The sequence below is a fragment of the Salinisphaera shabanensis E1L3A genome (assembly GCF_000215955.2).
In the GTDB taxonomy this organism is placed as follows: domain Bacteria; phylum Pseudomonadota; class Gammaproteobacteria; order Nevskiales; family Salinisphaeraceae; genus Salinisphaera; species Salinisphaera shabanensis.
The window spans coordinates 52,871-67,744 of record NZ_AFNV02000009.1; the positions used below are offsets into that span (position 1 = coordinate 52,871).

At 61.9% G+C, this 14,874-nt stretch carries 17 protein-coding genes and 1 pseudogene; 9 read left to right on the forward strand and 9 right to left on the reverse strand.

Translation table 11 applies throughout. The annotated features are described in order from the left end of the window. Positions 1–248: 248 nt before the first annotated feature. Positions 249–785, forward strand: a complete 537-nt coding sequence (locus tag SSPSH_RS07160) for a DUF1176 domain-containing protein (protein WP_021031545.1) — start codon at positions 249–251, stop codon at positions 783–785. A gap of 57 nt (positions 786–842) precedes the next feature. Here SSPSH_RS07160 and SSPSH_RS07165 read toward each other — a convergent pair whose 3' ends face one another. Both SSPSH_RS07165 and queE read right to left on the reverse strand, forming a co-directional pair. Then, positions 843–1,370 carry a 6-pyruvoyl trahydropterin synthase family protein gene (locus SSPSH_RS07165; protein WP_006915558.1) on the reverse strand — a complete coding sequence of 176 codons (528 nt, stop codon included), beginning with the start codon at positions 1,368–1,370 and terminating at the stop codon, positions 843–845. A 127-nt stretch (positions 1,371–1,497) separates the two neighbouring features. Continuing rightward, entirely contained in the window at positions 1,498–2,139 is a 642-nt protein-coding gene (gene queE, locus SSPSH_RS07170; protein ID WP_006915557.1) for a 7-carboxy-7-deazaguanine synthase, read from the reverse strand. A 247-nt stretch (positions 2,140–2,386) separates the two neighbouring features. Between queE and SSPSH_RS07175 the strand changes: the two genes are divergently transcribed. Next, a complete protein-coding gene (locus SSPSH_RS07175) occupies positions 2,387–3,169 on the forward strand; it encodes an enoyl-CoA hydratase-related protein (protein WP_006915556.1) in 783 nt (260 codons plus the stop codon). 95 nt (positions 3,170–3,264) lie between these two features. Here SSPSH_RS07175 and SSPSH_RS07180 read toward each other — a convergent pair whose 3' ends face one another. After that, on the reverse strand, positions 3,265–3,657 hold the full coding sequence (locus tag SSPSH_RS07180) for a winged helix-turn-helix transcriptional regulator (RefSeq protein ID WP_006915555.1): 393 nt from the start codon (positions 3,655–3,657) through the stop codon (positions 3,265–3,267). 161 nt (positions 3,658–3,818) lie between these two features. On the opposite strand from SSPSH_RS07180, the pseudogene SSPSH_RS07185 reads away from it, so the two are divergent. Together SSPSH_RS07185 and SSPSH_RS07190 are read left to right on the forward strand one after the other, a co-directional pair. Then, positions 3,819–4,429 (forward strand): annotated as a pseudogene (locus SSPSH_RS07185) (NAD(P)-dependent oxidoreductase). 26 nt (positions 4,430–4,455) lie between these two features. Then, positions 4,456–4,917 (forward strand): nuclear transport factor 2 family protein, encoded by a 462-nt coding sequence (locus tag SSPSH_RS07190; protein WP_021031549.1) that lies wholly within the window; start codon positions 4,456–4,458, stop codon positions 4,915–4,917. Between the two features lie 148 nt (positions 4,918–5,065). Here the strand turns inward: SSPSH_RS07190 and SSPSH_RS07195 are convergent, their stop codons facing one another. Next, on the reverse strand, positions 5,066–6,097 hold the full coding sequence (locus tag SSPSH_RS07195; protein WP_006915553.1) for a hypothetical protein: 1,032 nt from the start codon (positions 6,095–6,097) through the stop codon (positions 5,066–5,068). A gap of 214 nt (positions 6,098–6,311) precedes the next feature. Here SSPSH_RS07195 and SSPSH_RS07200 point away from each other — a divergent pair, with 214 nt between their 5' ends. Both SSPSH_RS07200 and SSPSH_RS19080 read left to right on the forward strand, forming a co-directional pair. After that, a complete protein-coding gene (locus SSPSH_RS07200) occupies positions 6,312–6,752 on the forward strand; it encodes a potassium channel family protein (RefSeq protein WP_006915552.1) in 441 nt (146 codons plus the stop codon). Between the two features lie 125 nt (positions 6,753–6,877). Next, on the forward strand, positions 6,878–7,117 hold the full coding sequence (locus SSPSH_RS19080; RefSeq protein WP_006915551.1) for a hypothetical protein: 240 nt from the start codon (positions 6,878–6,880) through the stop codon (positions 7,115–7,117). A gap of 196 nt (positions 7,118–7,313) precedes the next feature. On the opposite strand, the gene SSPSH_RS07210 is transcribed toward SSPSH_RS19080, so the two are convergent. Beyond that, complete coding sequence (locus tag SSPSH_RS07210) at positions 7,314–8,105, reverse strand: MOSC domain-containing protein (RefSeq protein ID WP_006915550.1); 792 nt, start codon at positions 8,103–8,105, stop codon at positions 7,314–7,316. Positions 8,106–8,255: 150 nt separating this feature from the next. On the opposite strand from SSPSH_RS07210, the gene SSPSH_RS07215 reads away from it, so the two are divergent. Continuing rightward, entirely contained in the window at positions 8,256–9,242 is a 987-nt protein-coding gene (locus SSPSH_RS07215; protein WP_202962136.1) for an AraC family transcriptional regulator, read from the forward strand. Positions 9,243–9,358: 116 nt separating this feature from the next. On the opposite strand, the gene SSPSH_RS07220 is transcribed toward SSPSH_RS07215, so the two are convergent. The 4 genes from SSPSH_RS07220 to SSPSH_RS07235 all read right to left on the reverse strand — a co-directional run bounded on the left by SSPSH_RS07220 (position 9,359) and on the right by SSPSH_RS07235 (position 13,264). Further along, positions 9,359–10,735, reverse strand: a complete 1,377-nt coding sequence (locus tag SSPSH_RS07220; protein ID WP_006915548.1) for an NAD-dependent succinate-semialdehyde dehydrogenase — start codon at positions 10,733–10,735, stop codon at positions 9,359–9,361. 122 nt (positions 10,736–10,857) lie between these two features. Continuing rightward, positions 10,858–11,472, reverse strand: coding sequence for a hypothetical protein (locus SSPSH_RS07225; protein WP_006915547.1), 615 nt, complete (start codon positions 11,470–11,472; stop codon positions 10,858–10,860). Then, positions 11,469–12,215, reverse strand: coding sequence for an MBL fold metallo-hydrolase (locus SSPSH_RS07230; RefSeq protein WP_021031552.1), 747 nt, complete (start codon positions 12,213–12,215; stop codon positions 11,469–11,471). Before SSPSH_RS07230 ends, SSPSH_RS07225 begins: the two co-directional genes overlap by 4 nt. 80 nt (positions 12,216–12,295) lie before the next feature. Next, the gene (locus SSPSH_RS07235; RefSeq protein ID WP_084623495.1) at positions 12,296–13,264 is read right to left on the reverse strand and encodes a serine hydrolase domain-containing protein; all 969 of its coding nucleotides are present in this window, start codon (positions 13,262–13,264) and stop codon (positions 12,296–12,298) included. Between the two features lie 245 nt (positions 13,265–13,509). Between SSPSH_RS07235 and SSPSH_RS07240 the strand changes: the two genes are divergently transcribed. Both SSPSH_RS07240 and SSPSH_RS07245 read left to right on the forward strand, forming a co-directional pair. Then, positions 13,510–14,355: a phosphoenolpyruvate hydrolase family protein gene (locus SSPSH_RS07240; protein ID WP_040607725.1), complete on the forward strand. Its 846-nt coding sequence runs from the start codon at positions 13,510–13,512 to the stop codon at positions 14,353–14,355. Between the two features lie 14 nt (positions 14,356–14,369). Then, a complete protein-coding gene (locus tag SSPSH_RS07245; protein WP_006915543.1) occupies positions 14,370–14,804 on the forward strand; it encodes an SRPBCC family protein in 435 nt (144 codons plus the stop codon). Positions 14,805–14,874 lie beyond the last annotated feature (70 nt).

Here is a 14,874-nt window from a genome sequence, read left to right on the forward strand (position 1 = left end):
GCCGTGCCGACAACGAGCATCGCAGCCGTAATCATACGGAGAATGCGCGTTCCGACCACGCGCTCTCTGAGCGGGCCGCCTCGTCTGCGCGGACCAGCATAGCGAACCGACTGCTCGTCCAACCGGAGAACCCGACGCAAAGCGCATTCCATACGGCCGACCAACGTTCATTTTGCTAAGAAACGTAGGCACGCGGCGGTACGCGCACGCCTATAATTACGCCCAAATCTTCCCCCAAGGCTGTGTTAATGCTTTCTTCTCGATTCGCCCGTTTGGGTGTGGGCATGCTGGCAGCCAGTACGCTGTTTCCGCTGTCGGCATGTGCGTATGCCCGAAACGTTACAGCTGAAACACCCCCGCCGCCGGTGATCGAGCTGGCTTGCGCGGACAGTGCCAGCGATGCGCCTACAGGCGATGCCAAGCGCTACTCGCTACCGGACTCCGACGGCACGCTCTGGTTGGTCCCCTGTATTCGCGGCGCGTACCAGACCGCCTACAACGTGGTGGTCGCGCCCCAACACGGACACGCTCGACGACTGCTTTTCGCCCAGTGGCGCGATGAAAGCTGGACCGGCACAGCCGATGTGTTCGATCCCGCGTTCGACATGCAATCCGGCGTGTTGACCGACCGTTACAAGGCCCGCGGCGTAGGCGACTGCGGCGGTGCACGCCGGTGGCAATGGAACGGCTATGATTTCCGGCTGCTCGAGTATCGGGCAAAGAGCGATTGCGACGGCACCAACACCGCGTTCCCCGTTATATTCGAAGCGCCGGCTTTACCCTAGCGCCCATCACCGCCGACATTCGCCCGCCCGATCCGCTGTGCGTGCCCGGCCTGCGTGTCACGGCCATTCGGCTGCACAGTTAGGCGTTTCCCAGACCACGACCCGCGCCAGCCGTGCACGGCCCTCGCTGCGTGTGGCCACGCGGGGCGCAAGCCGTTCGAACCAGTGGCGTGCCAGGTTCTCCGCGGTCGGCGGTACCGGAATCACATAGAGTTTTGTACCCAGTGCCGTATGGTCGGGCACGGCGAACCCCTGTTCGCGCACTGCCGTATCGAGTTTTTCGACGAATTCGACGCGGCCCGCCTCAGCCGGCGTGAACATGGCGAGAAGTTCGATGTCTGCCAGTTCGGCAATAAAGCCATGATCGCACGGCGCATCGATCTGGCCGATCATCTCGTCCTTGAGAAAAGCAAAGTCGAGCACCATGCCGGCCTGTTCGCCCTCACCGGCCAGCTGGTCCGCCTCGCAAACCGCTTCGATGGTGTAGCGGTGGCCGTGCAGGTGTCTGCACTTGCTGCCGTGCAGGCGTATGCGGTGGCCGGCGTCGATGCCGATCTGGCGGCGAATACGATAGGCTGCAGTCAAGACCTCTCCCGGCGTGTAGTGGCGGCTGGCACGATTACGCACCGCGTGCTGTGCTGGCGCGCAACGCATGCCGGCACATCTGGCGCGCTTATTCTACGCACCCAGGCGCCCCAGCGATCTTGAGGCCCTAGGCAATCCCGATCATCTTGTGAGTCTGTAGCGACAGGCGCCACTGCGGACGGCGTAACGCGGTATCGATACAGCGGGCCACGTTGGCCTCGCGTACCGGGCCATCCATGGGTTGCAGATAAAAGCGCTCGAAATCGAGTGCTTCGAACTGTTCTAGAGCGAACGCCGGCTGCGGCCAGACGAGCTTGAGTTCATTGCCGTGTGTCTGCACAAGCGTACTGCCGGCCTTGGGGCTGACGCATATCCAGTCGATACTCGGCGGTGCTTTCAGGGTGCCGTTGGTTTCGACCGCTATTTCGAAACCCACCGCATGCAGCGCGTCGATAAGTGCGTTATCGAGTTGCAGCAAGGGTTCGCCGCCCGTGCAGACGATATACGGCGTGCCGCCCGCGTTCGCGGTTTCGCGCCAGATTTGTGCTGCACGTTCGGCTAGTGCCTGCGCGGTTTTGAAACGGCCACCGCCTGGACCATCCACGCCGACGAAGTCGGTATCGCAGAACTGACAGATGGCCTTGTCGCGATCCTTCTCACGGCCGGTCCATAGGTTGCAGCCGGAAAAACGGCAGAACAGCGACGCGCGCCCGGTTTGTGCGCCTTCCCCTTGCAGGGTCAGAAACATTTCCTTGACCGAGTAGCTCATCGCGCACAAACCCTCGCCGCTTTCTTGTGCTTCGCTCGCGAAACACGGCTCGTGGCTTTCATCGACATCCTTGAATAGCACGGCAATCGAGGCGCAGTTTAACGCTCTGATAGCTCGCGCGAAGCCTCTACCGCACCGGGCGCTCTGTTTCGCAGACTGTTCTGCGCAGATATTCGCAGGGCACACGTTACCTTGCCGTGTGCGCCCTCGTGCTAGCGTTCGCTGATCATCAGAGGAGCTGCCTGCCATGTTGGCCACAGAACGCGATACCGATCTGATCACCGAAACCCTCGAGCACGGCGTACTTACGCTGACGCTTGGCGCACCGCCAGCCCACCCGCTGTCGCTGGCGATGATAGACGTATTGCACGCTGCAGTGAGCCGCGCGGCACAGAATGACGCCGCCAAGGTCATCGTGATTCATGGCCCGGGCAATATCTTCTGTGCCGGGCACGACCTCAAGGAGATTGCCCGCCATCGTGCCGACGCGGACTGCGGCCGCGACTACCTGCAACGCCTGTTCGATCGCTGCGCGCAAATGATGCAGGCGCTCACGCTGTCGCCCAAACCGACCATTGCCATGGTAGAAGGCATTGCGACCGCCGGCGGGCTGCAACTCGTAGCCGCCTGCGATCTGGCGTTCGCGGCCGATAGCGCCACGTTCTGTCTGCCGGGCATCAACAACAAGGGTTTCTGTACCACGCCGGCGGTTGCTGTCGCACGCAACCTCACGCGCAAGCACGTTATGGAAATGCTGCTGTCGGGCGATACCTACGACGCGCAATGGGCGCGCGAGACCGGGCTTATCAATCGCGCGTTGCCGGTAGCCGAACTGCCAGCGTTCGTGGAAGACTTCGCGCGCAAGCTGGCCAGCCGCTACGGCGAGAACGTCGCCGACGGCAAACGCACACTATACCGCCAAGTCGAGATGCCGCTGGCCGAGGCCTATGCGCATGCCACCGAAGCGATGATTGGGCATTTCATGGATCCAGACCTGATCGAACACGATCAGAAGGCCTGGGGCGCCTAGCGCGAGCGATGGCCGCCCTTGGCTGCAACGGGCACATCGCATCCGGGGCGTTGCGCTGAACACAGGTCCCGCGCGCGGGATCCGGCAAGCACGTCTCAGTCCAACCCGCGGTATCGGTTGCGTGCTTCAACAATCACGCGGTGGTTGGCATCAGCCCATTGCACCAGCGCTTGCATGGGGCCTCGGAACGACTGGCCCAGATCCGTAAGTTCGTACTCGACCCGCGGTGGCACTTCTGGATAGACCGTACGGGTGATGAAGCCGTCCTGCTCGAGCTGTTTGAGCGTGCGCGAGAGCATCTGCTTGGAGATATCGCCAATCTCGCGTCCGAGCTCGCTGAACCGCTTGCGACCCGGCGCGAGCGATTCAAGCAGCAGCAGACTCCATTGGTCGCCAATCCGATCCAGTACGTCGCGAATGGGGCAGGGCTGCTCGAACGGCGGAAAATTCGTCGGCGTGTCTACGCGTTGTTTCGGAAGATCAGTCATCGCATTTGCTCTCGCTCTCGGCGCAGCACCAAAGGTCACTTGCGTGTGACCAGGTGACGTTCCCGTGACGTCTTGTGCAAGCCACGAGAGTGGCATAACTTGCGGCAACGGTCTACTTCTTAGACCAGTCTTTTATAACAGACCAAAGCAAGGAGCCAAGCATGTCAAACGTTGCACTCATCGGCGCCTCCGGCAACGCTGGATCGCGCATCCTCAAGGAACTTTCCGACCGCGGTCACCGTATTACCGCCATTGCGCGCAATCCGCAACGCATTGGGCTACTGCCCGGTGTGACCCCGGTCGCCGGCGACGCCAACGACCGCGCGCAACTGCCGGCCTGCTCAAAGGGCACGATGCGGTAATCAGTTCCGTACATTTCACTGCCAGCGATGCGCCCACGCTGGTTGGCGCGGTGCGCGATGCGGGCGTGTCCCGGTACCTCGTGGTCGGCGGCGCGGGCAGCCTGGAAGTTGCCCCCGGCGAGAACCTCATCGACCAGCCCGACTTTCCCGAGGCCTACAAGGCAGAGGCCGGTGCTGGCGGCGTCTTTCTGGACTACCTCCGCGCTATCAACGATCTCGACTGGACGTTTCTATCGCCGTCGGCGGTATTCGAGCCTGGAGAACGAACCGGGCGTTTCCGCCTGGGCCGGGATGCCTTGATCTCGAGCGAGACCGGCTCCCGCATCTCGTTCGAAGACTTTGCCATCGCGTTCGTCGACGAACTGGAGCAGCCGGCCCACCGACGCCAGCGCTTCACTGTCGGCTATTGAACATCAAACACGGCAAGGAAATCGCCATGAAACGGATCGCACCGACACTCTTAACCGCCCTCGCCCTACTGTTGCTTGTACCGGCGATCGCCCTGGCACAGGACCATGAAAGCCAGCAGGCCGAGAACGAGGCTTTGGTCGTGAATTTTTACAACCGCTTTTTCAACGATCACGACGTGCGTGAAGCGGCACAGGTCGTCGCCGAAGATTACCGCCAGCACAATCCACACGTGCCGGACGGCAAGGCGCCGTTCGTCGACTACTTCGCGGGCTTCTTCAAGGATCATCCGAACTCGAAAGCGCGTATCGTTCGCAGCGCCGCCAAAGACGATCTCGTGTGGCTACACGTGCACTCGCAAGAGGATGCCGAAGATCGCGGCGAGGCCGTTGTCGATATCTTTCGTGTTCGGGACGGCCAGATTGTCGAGCACTGGGACGTCATACAGCCGGTTCCAGAAAAATCGGCCAACGACAACACCATGTTCTAAGGTGCGACGATTGGGCACAGCGCCTCGGTCGTTGTCACGTACCGGCGCGCCGAATGACGGGCTCGGTTGCGGCGTGCTTTCAATGGGATGAGTCGCGCCTGGCTGGCCGGCCGCATTGACGACCGGCCAGCGTTGGTCGCAGGGTCGGCTATCGCAAGATGTCGGCCACCGCCTCCGAGCGATAGAAGTCTTCGAGTTGGCGCCGAAGCGCGGGTTCGAGCAAGCCCTCGGCCCGTAGCGCGTCGACCACCTGCGGCAGAAAGCGCATGCCGTCGCGCACGATCATGTCGCGAGTCACACCAATATCGTCGAGCAGATCCACAAGCGTGGTGTCCCGATAGGTATCGAAAAATACTTCAACGCCACGTTCGATCACTTCGCGATAAATCGGTGTACGCCGCAGGCGCTGCCAGTATTCGTAGCCGATGACGAACAGTTCCTGGATATCGAGCTGCCCCGCTACATCGCGTACCGAGGCGACCGATCGATGTTTGTGGTCGTCCCAGAAATCGAGCACCGCCTGACGCAGCGCCTCCGACTCAAAGGCGTCGTGCAGATAGGCCGCACTGGCCTGGATGCCGGCTTCGGTATTGCGTGCCACATAACGCCGAATGCCGCGCTCAAGCGCATCGCCCAACCTTGGCGAGGCCCGATCAACAACCGCGCGGCCGATCTTCAACGCCCGACCTGCACCCGGCACGCGGGCTGCCAGTCGCCCGCCCTGGGCGACATAGCCGCGCAGGCCTGAATACAGCAACTGTGCGACCAGATTGGCAAACACCGGATTGGAAACCGAGTGGTGAATCACCTCTTCGCGCAAGCGCTGCATTTCCAGCAACTTGTCGAGCAGCTCTTCGAATTCTCGATCGGGCAGCAACTCGGCAAGCGTTGTGTGCTCGTGGACAGGGTGCTCGTAGACCGCGGCCGCGATATCCCCGACCAATGCGGGAATACCGCCGCCCAGGCGCATATGCGCCGCGTAGTCGATAGCAGTCTGTTTGATCGATGCCTCGCTGATCACATCGCCCAGGCGCAGCCGTGCCGCGTCAGCCAGCACCCAATCGACGCGACGCTCGAGTTCGAACTGTAGCGCCGGCCCTTGCAGCCGAGCGGCAAGATACGCCACGTGAGCGTCGAGCAAGGCTTGTGCTTTGGACCCTGCGAATTCGTCGGTGTCCATCGTCTGCCGTACATGCGGGTGGGCGGAGCGGCGATCTTATCAGCCCTGAATGACAACCCGGCCGCGGCGCCGTCTGCGCGCCAAGGCCCGCATAGCGGCGCCAGCGCTAGCGATAGAAATGGGCGACCTGGTGCCGCCCGGTTGAAGCGGCTGCCTGTCGTGAATGCGCGGCGCAGGATACGCTTGTGCGAGCAGTCTCCAACTAAAGCCTACCGTGCCGAGCATCATCGCTATCAATATCGTCGTCGTGGCGCTGGCGGTGTTTATTCACTACGAATTTCTGTATCGCATGACCACGCTTTTGCCGCGCATGCGCCTTGCCCACCGCTTTCGTATCGTGCTCGGCGTATTCGGTTCGCTATGCGCGCACGCCGTGGAAGTGTGGCTATTCGCTTTTGCCTACTACGGCATGCTTGCCTGGGGCGGGTTCGGTGCATTCGAAGGTCAGTTCGACGGCAGCCTACTCGATTGCGCCTATTTCTCCTTTACCACGTTTACGACGCTCGGCTTTGGCGATATTCACCCGCTCGACGGCATACGCTATCTCACCGGCATCGAATCGTTGACCGGCTTGATCCTGATCACCTGGACCGCGTCTTTCTTGTATCTGGAGATGCAGCGCTATTGGCGCAGCGACGCAACCGTTGGACAGTAAGCAGGGCCTGCCTCCCGTTACCCGATGCGGCGACATGACGTGTCAAACACAAGTCACTGTATTCAGCAGCTGCTCATATTACCGGCGCATACTGACGCGATCTTTAGCTGTCGCGAGGTGTACTCATGCGCAATATTCGTTCTCTACTGGCCGTTGTGGTTCTCGGCCTGGCCGGCGTCGGGCTACAAGGCTGTGTACTGGCCGCAGCCGGTGCGGGCGCGGCGGGCGGCTATGCCGCGCATGAAGAAGGCTATCGTGTTCAGTCGCCGGTGAAGAAAGACGAGGTTGGCGGATACAAGGGCCAGAACCCCGTCACGCACGACGAAAGCAAAGACAAGACACCCGAGTCGAACGCGCAGAAATAAACCGCGCCGCAGCGCCGGCGCCGAACAGGCCTGGCGCTTATGCGACAAGCCTGCCGGCCCGATGCGGATTGTTTGGCCTGGTATCGTTCAACGCAGCCTGGCGTTAGCTACGCCGGTTAGGCCGAGACAACATATGCCCTGCTCCGCCAACAGCGAAGCGCCTGGCATCGCATCGCGAATCAGGACGCGCTTTGTCTTATTCGAGAATGTCTACGGTCTCGCCGACGTTGATATCGCCCTCGTTCTCGGCGACGAGGTTCTGCCCGAAATAGACCTGGTTATCCGCGCCCTTGCGATAGCGCAGTAGCGTGCGCATGGGCTCGCCGTCGCTGCGGCGTTCGCCGCGTGCCGGGTCGACGGTGATCATGACGCAACGCGAACACGGTGCGTCGACACGAAACGTCACATCGCCGATACGGATACGTTTCCAGCCATCTTCCGCAAATGCATCGGTATCACGTACCACCACATTGGGGCGAAACTGGGCCATTACATGCGAGCCGTCGGTACGGGCATTGAGATCAGCCAGCGAGGCTTCGCTGATGAGCAGCAACGGATAGCCATCGGCAAAACTCACCCGTACGCCGATCGTGTCGCGAAAGCGCGAGGACTGCTCGCCGAGCCAGAGCAGATGCACGGGCTCGCCGACAATACGGCTCACCCAGGCATCCAGTCGCTGGGTGGTGGTCCAGGCGGCGAAGTCGTCGGCCCATACACGGGTCGCGAAGTGCTGGCGCTCGAATTGGGCCACCGAGTCAGCCACCGCCGGATAGTCGTCGTGCAAAAGGGACAGCTGCGCGCCGTCGAAGCAAGCTGTGATCGTCTGTAGCACCGGATACTTGCGGGCGGTCACGAACACGCCGTCGGGCCTGGCAACCATGAAGCGCCGGTCATGGACCAGACCTTCCTGTTGTACGCGGGCCACATCGAGCGGCTCGGCTGCGCTCGACTTGACCGGATATCGATAGATTGAAGCAAGCGTTGGCACGGACTCTCCGGGGACTGACAACGTGCAGGAATGCGGTGCGCACAGCGCCCCGCAACGCGGGCCTGGACGCCGATGATAGAGCAAGCGTCGTTGAGCTCAAGCCACGGGCGTAGGACACATCTGTCCTATGCAGGCCAGACAGGCATAATTGTGCAATCGCTTGTCTCGAACAAAACAGTCGTGGTCGATATGTCCCCTAGCGCGAGCGAGCATGGCCGGACCGAGCGGCTGGCCGCACGTATCGCGCCCCACATCAGTCGTGACGGGTTCACGCCCACCGCACTGGATGGCCTGTCGCTACTCGGTTATGCCGGGCGCACCATTCGCCAACCGGAGGTATACGAACCGTCGCTGGTGTTCGTCGCCCAGGGCGAAAAAACGGCGCATCTGGAAGATCGCGTCATTCACTACGGCGCCGGGCACTATCTCGTACAGGCCATTCCGGTGCCGTTCGAATGCGAAACCCGCGGCGAACGCGATATACCCGTGCTCGGCTTGTCGCTACGCGTCGAGCCGGCTGTGCTCGACGAACTCGTGACATCCATGCCCGATGAGGCCTGGCCCGAGCCGGACGCGACCGATACCGCGTCATTGCCCATGGCCGCGGTAGCGCTGGACGCGCATATGACCGACGCGCTGCTACGGCTTCTCGACTGTCTCGAAGATGATCTGTCTGCCCGTGCGCTGTATGCCGCACGCGTTCGCGAAGTGATTTTTGAAGCGCTTCGCGGACCGCAGGGTCATCTGTTGCGGCGCTTGATACACGAACGCGGTGCCTATGCGCGTATCGGCACCGCCATCAACCATCTACACGCCGACTATGCCAAGTCGCTCTCGGTTGAAGAACTGGCGGCGAGCGTGCACATGAGCGCATCGAGCTTTCACCACCACTTCAAGCGGGTTACCCGGCTGTCGCCGCTGCAGTATCAGAAACGTATTCGCCTCCTCGCCGCCCGCGATTTGCTCTCTAGTCAGGTGGAGAACGTGGCCGGCGCGGCCCACGCGGTGGGCTATGAAAGCGCCTCCCAGTTCTCGCGCGAGTACAAGCGCTACTTCGGGGTCGCACCGACGCACGACCGTACCCAGCTCGCAGAAACCGGTACGCTGGCCCTCAACGACCGCGCCGCCACCTCCTGAGGCAAACCCTTTCGTTTCAGGCGCGCGCCGGCGAACACACCCATAAAAAAAGCCCTCGGCCATAGCCGAGGGCTTTTCCACGCCATCGCAAAGGATGGCCATGCAGCAAGCGAGTGCTACTGCGCAATCATCAGCGATTTGCTGTTGACGAACTCGCGCATGCCGAAGCCGCCGTGTTCGCGGCCATATCCACTATCCTTCACGCCGCCGAAGGGCAGGTTCGGCTGGGCGATGTAGTAGCCGTTGATGCTAACCATGCCGGTATCGAAATGATCCCGGGCCAGCCGTTCGGCACGCTTCTCGTCTTCCGAGAAGATGCCGCCGCCCAGACCGTAGACCGAGTCGTTGGCGATACGAATCGCATCGGCCTCGTCCTTGGCACGAATCAACGAGGCAACCGGGCCGAACAGTTCGCCGTCATAGGCCGGCATGCCGGGCGTGACGTTTTCGAGCACGGTCACCGGATAGAAATAGCCTTCGCGATCGGGCACTTCGCCGCCCGTGAGGCAGGTCGCGCCCTTCTCGATCGACTCCTTGACCTGGGCATGCAGGTTGTCGCGCAGGTCTTCACGCGCGATCGGGCCGAGCTGCGTGTTTTCGTCGCTCGGATCGCCGAACTCGACCTGCTTCATCTTCGCGAGATAGGCATCACGGAACTGCTCGTACACCGCGTCCACAACCACGAAACGCTTGGCCGCAACACAGGTCTGGCCGTTGTTGTTGATACGACCGGTCACGCAGGCATCCACGGCCTTGTCGATATCGGCATCTTCGAGCACGAGGAAGGCATCGTTGCTGCCGAGTTCCAGCACCGTCTTCTTGAGATGCTCGCCGGCGGCCGCGGCAATCTTGCGGCCGGTGGCCGCACTTCCGGTGAAGGTCACGCCGCGTACGCGCTTGTGCTCGGTGACCTGGCTGGCCTGGTCTTCCTGAATATAGAGCACGTTGAATACGTTCTCGGGCATGCCGGCTTCGCGGAAGATGTCTTCCAGCGCTTCGGCACAGCCCCAGACGTTGGGCGCATGTTTGAGCAGGACGGTATTGCCGGCCATCAGGTTGGCGATGGTGTAGCGAATGACCTGATAGAACGGGAAGTTCCACGGCTGAATACCAAAGATCACACCGATCGGCTGATGGCTGACGAGTGCACGTCCGCCCGGCAGATCGCGTTCTTCGTCGGCAAGGAAGCTCGCCGCGTTATCGGCGCTGTAGTGGCAAATGCCCTGGCAGAGCTGGAGTTCACCGGGCGCCTGATTAATCGGCTTGCCCATTTCTTCGGTAATGAGCTTAGACAGGCGGTCCTGGTTCTCCACCAGCAAATCGCCGACCTTGCGGATCAGCGCGCCGCGTTCGTCGAACGAGCGCTGCTTCCAGTCGAGAAACGCTTCGTGCGTCTTTTCGATCTTGTCCTGCAGCTGCTGGTCGGAAATCGTTTCGAATTCGCGGATGACCTTGCCGGTCGCCGGGTTAATGGTTTTAACGCTATTTGACACGCTAGCCTCCAAAAAGGGCTATAAATGAACACCGTCGAGGATAGTGGTATCTGTCAAAGAATGCGTGTCGCGGGCTGTCGATTATTTGCCCGATCCTCCAAGCGCCGGGCTTCGCGCGGGCCTCAATGTCGATCCGAGCCGATATCCAACAACGACACGAACAGCGAAATAACGATCAGGCTGAACAGAAAGCTGAACCCACTCTGCGCCATCACCAGCACCCATGTATCCAGGTCCAATGGCCGGTAGGCCCCGCTCATCGAAAACTGGACGGATAACGACTGAACCAGCGCATGGCCGCCGTCCAGCACGCCGGATTCACCGTTTGGCAGATGGAAGCGCCCCATTTTCGTGTAGACGAACGCCATCAGTAGCGCGGCGGTCGCATAGTTCTCCAGCGCGAGCACGATCGTCCGGCCAGTGGCGGCTACAATTCGGCCGGGCGTGATCTTGCAGCGACCGAACAACACCACCCCGATCTCCTTGTTGAGAATGCCGGCTATCCGAAGCAAAACCGGCCACGCGAGCCAGGCCGGCAGCTCAGACGCCTGCCACCACAACAAAACCGATAGCACCAGCCAACCGACGATATAACACTCGGACGCGACATAGCGCGCCTGCCGCCAGCGACCGTGGTCGCGACGCTCCATACGCGCCATGCCGGCATCGAGCCAGGCATAGGGCGAAAGACGATAGACCCAGACCACGAGCCATTCGACCAGGCGCGCGCTGTTCATGAGGCGCGCTGGCTCAGCGTGACCACGTCGCCCGGGAAAATCGGCGTCATGTCTTGCGGCGCCTGATCGGGACGACCGTAACCGGTGATCCATACGCGGTTGGCGGGATGCGCGGCAACGTAGTCTGCCACCGCATCGAAATCGGCATGTTCGTCGTTGCCGGTGGCGCGTGCATCGAGGATGACGTTAGGTGCCACGAACAGCTGGTCGTAATACCCCGGGTCGACCGCCGAGTCGCCGCCATAGGCCAGTATCGGCTGCGCGTCGTCGTAGGCGACAAAACCGAAACACGGCTCGCTATGGCGCGCGCGCAGTAGACGCAACGACAAACGCGGCGTGACGGACCAGCGCTCGTCGACCGGGGTATCGATCCAATCACAGAAGGCAGTCAGCGGCTCGCCGGTGCTGTTCAGCTCATGCAGCCGATGCTGTTTCAACACCGAACCGACCCGCGGTTCGGCTGCCACGCGCAGGCGCCGCGAAGCGCCGGCTTCGGCGGCCAGCACCACGGGCAGTTCGGCCGCATGATCGCTGTGGTTGTGGGTGACGAGAATCGTGTCCGGAATCTCGCCCAGCCACTGCCGACAGGCCCGCACGACACCAAAGCCGATATCCACGAGCAGCACGCAGCGCGTGCCCACACGCAACGCGATCGCGCTGCTCGGCTCGCCGCTGTAAACAGTAGTCGCGCCCCGACCGGTACCGAGGCAAACAAACGACAATTCCGTGTCCTGGCTATGCATGCTATACGTCTTAAAAACCCATCGGCTGCGTATGATAGCGAAGCGTTGCACCGCGGGCGGCGACGCAGAACAACGTCGGCTCAGTCCGCTTCGATCAGCGCCTCGACGATCTCGGCCTGACGGCCGAAATAACGGCCGTCCGAGGGCGGCGTCGGATCGGAGGTCATCACGACGGTCATCTGCCGCTCGGGCACAACGAACAAGACCTGTCCGCCATAGCCGCGCCCGTAATGGGCGGTGACCCCGGCGAGATCGGTCGTGAACCAACCGTAGCCGTAGGCGTCGCCGGTGTAGATCGATCGGGTGCGGCCGCGCCAGCTGGACTCGATCCAGTCCCGAGATATGACCTGTTGCTCGCCCACCCGTCCGCCACGGCGAATCATTTCGCCGAATACCAACAGTGCATGCGGGGTCATGCCCATTTCGTTGCCGCCGAAATAAATACCCTGCGGATCACGCGTCCACGGCGGGATATCGATCCCCAGCGGCTTGCCGAGCCAGTCGCGCATCAGCGCCAGCGTGCTGCGCCCACTGGCCCGGGTGAGTATTGCGGACAGCACATGGGTATTGCCGGTCGAATAAAGCATGCGCGTACCCGGTTCTGCGACAAACGGGCGTTGCAACGCGTTGGCGACCCAGTCGCGGCTGGCTACCCAGCTGCCGTAGTTGGCGCCGGAGGTGCGTTCCAGTCCGGACTGCATCGACAACAGCTGGCCGACCGTGATCCGTGCCACACGTTCATCGGCGCCGTGCGGCATGCGCGGGCCCAGCAGCTCGCCGATCGGCTGGTCGACGCTTTCGATCATGCCGCGGTCGATAGCTGCCCCCACCAGCGTGGCCATCCATGTCTTCGACAGCGACTTGATATTGGCCGTGGTGTCCACGTCGTGACCGCGAAAACCGCGTGCCACGACGGTTTCGCCGTCAACTGCCACGAGCAGCGTATGCGTTCGCTCCAGATTGCCGGCACGTTCGACAATTGCGTCCAGCGCGTTGCGGCCGCCCGCGCTCTGGCCCGTCGCCGCCCACAGCAACAGACTCCAGAACAACGCACACCGCAATAGACGCGATGCTTGTGCTGAAGGCCTAGCGTGGCACGCCGGCTGTAGAGCGAATCGATGCATGCCTGCATGGTAATCGCTTCATCGATCGACCGGGGCATAACCACCGACGTTTTAGCGCTGGCGCGGTCGATACCGAGCGCCGGTTCATGAAGTGGTATCGTGCACCCAAAAAAGGAGACGCGATGACTACCGTACTGGTCGCCGGCACCTGCGATACCAAGGGTGCCCCCATGTCCCGTCCTGAACGCCAATCGATCCTCGACAGCCTGCGCGCCAAGATCCGTGACGGTCGGCCAATCGTCGGTGGCGGCGCCGGTACCGGCCTGTCGGCCAAATGCGAAGAAGCCGGCGGCATCGATCTGATCGTGATCTACAATTCCGGGCGTTATCGCATGGCCGGGCGCGGCTCGCTCGCCGGCCTGCTGGCCTATGGCAATGCGAATGAAATCGTGGTCGACATGGCGCGCGAAGTGTTGCCGGTGGTCAAGCACACACCGGTGCTCGCCGGCGTCAATGCCACCGACCCGTTCGTTTCCATGGACGTGTTTCTCGACCGGCTCAAGAGCATCGGCTTTGCCGGCGTACAGAACTTCCCGACCGTGGGGCTGATCGACGGCACATTTCGCACCAATCTCGAAGAAACCGGCATGGGCTATGACCTGGAAGTGGACATGATCGGCCGTGCGCGTGCGGCGGACCTGCTGACTACGCCCTATGTCTTCTCCAGTAACGACGCCACCGCCATGGCAGAAGCCGGCGCCGATATCGTGGTCTGCCACATGGGGCTGACCACCGGCGGCAGCATCGGCGCCGAGACGGGCGTGGACCTCGACGGCGCGGTGGAACGCGTCAATGAATGGGGCGACGCCGCCCGCGCGGTGCGCGACGACGTGATCGTACTCTGTCACGGCGGCCCGATCGCCCAACCCGAAGATGCCGAGTATGTGTTGTCGCGCTGCCCCGGCTGCCATGGATTCTATGGTGCCAGCAGCATGGAACGCCTGCCGGTGGAACAGGCCTTGACCGAACAGACCCGCCGCTTCGTCGACCTGAAAGTCGACACCTCCGACCGTTGATTCAGGAGCTTGTTATGGAACGTATTTTTATCAGTCGTGTAATTCGTGCCGATGCCGATGTCGTCTGGGCCGTGCTACGCGATTTCAACGGCATGCCGGACTGGCATCCCGCTATTACCGATAGCGAAATCGAGGACGGGCGTGCGGCCGATTCGATCGGCTGCGTGCGCAGTTTTCATCTGGCCGATGGCGGCCATATCCGCGAACGGCTGACTGCCCTGTCAGATGCCGATCGTCACCTGCGCTACGTGATCCTCGAATCACCCATGCCGGTGACGGCTTACGATGCGACGATCGACGTGATCCCGATCACCGAAGAGGCGGCGAGTCTGGTGGTATGGAAAGCCGAATTCGAAGTCCCCGCGGAGGATGCCCGTGCCACGGTCGACACGGTCGCCGACGGCGTATTTCGTGCCGGCCTCGACGCGATTGCACAACGCGTGGAGTAAGCACCTGGCGCCTTCACCAAGGCACCGCGTATTCGCATACAGACCGGCCCGCCGCAAAGGCGGGCCGTTG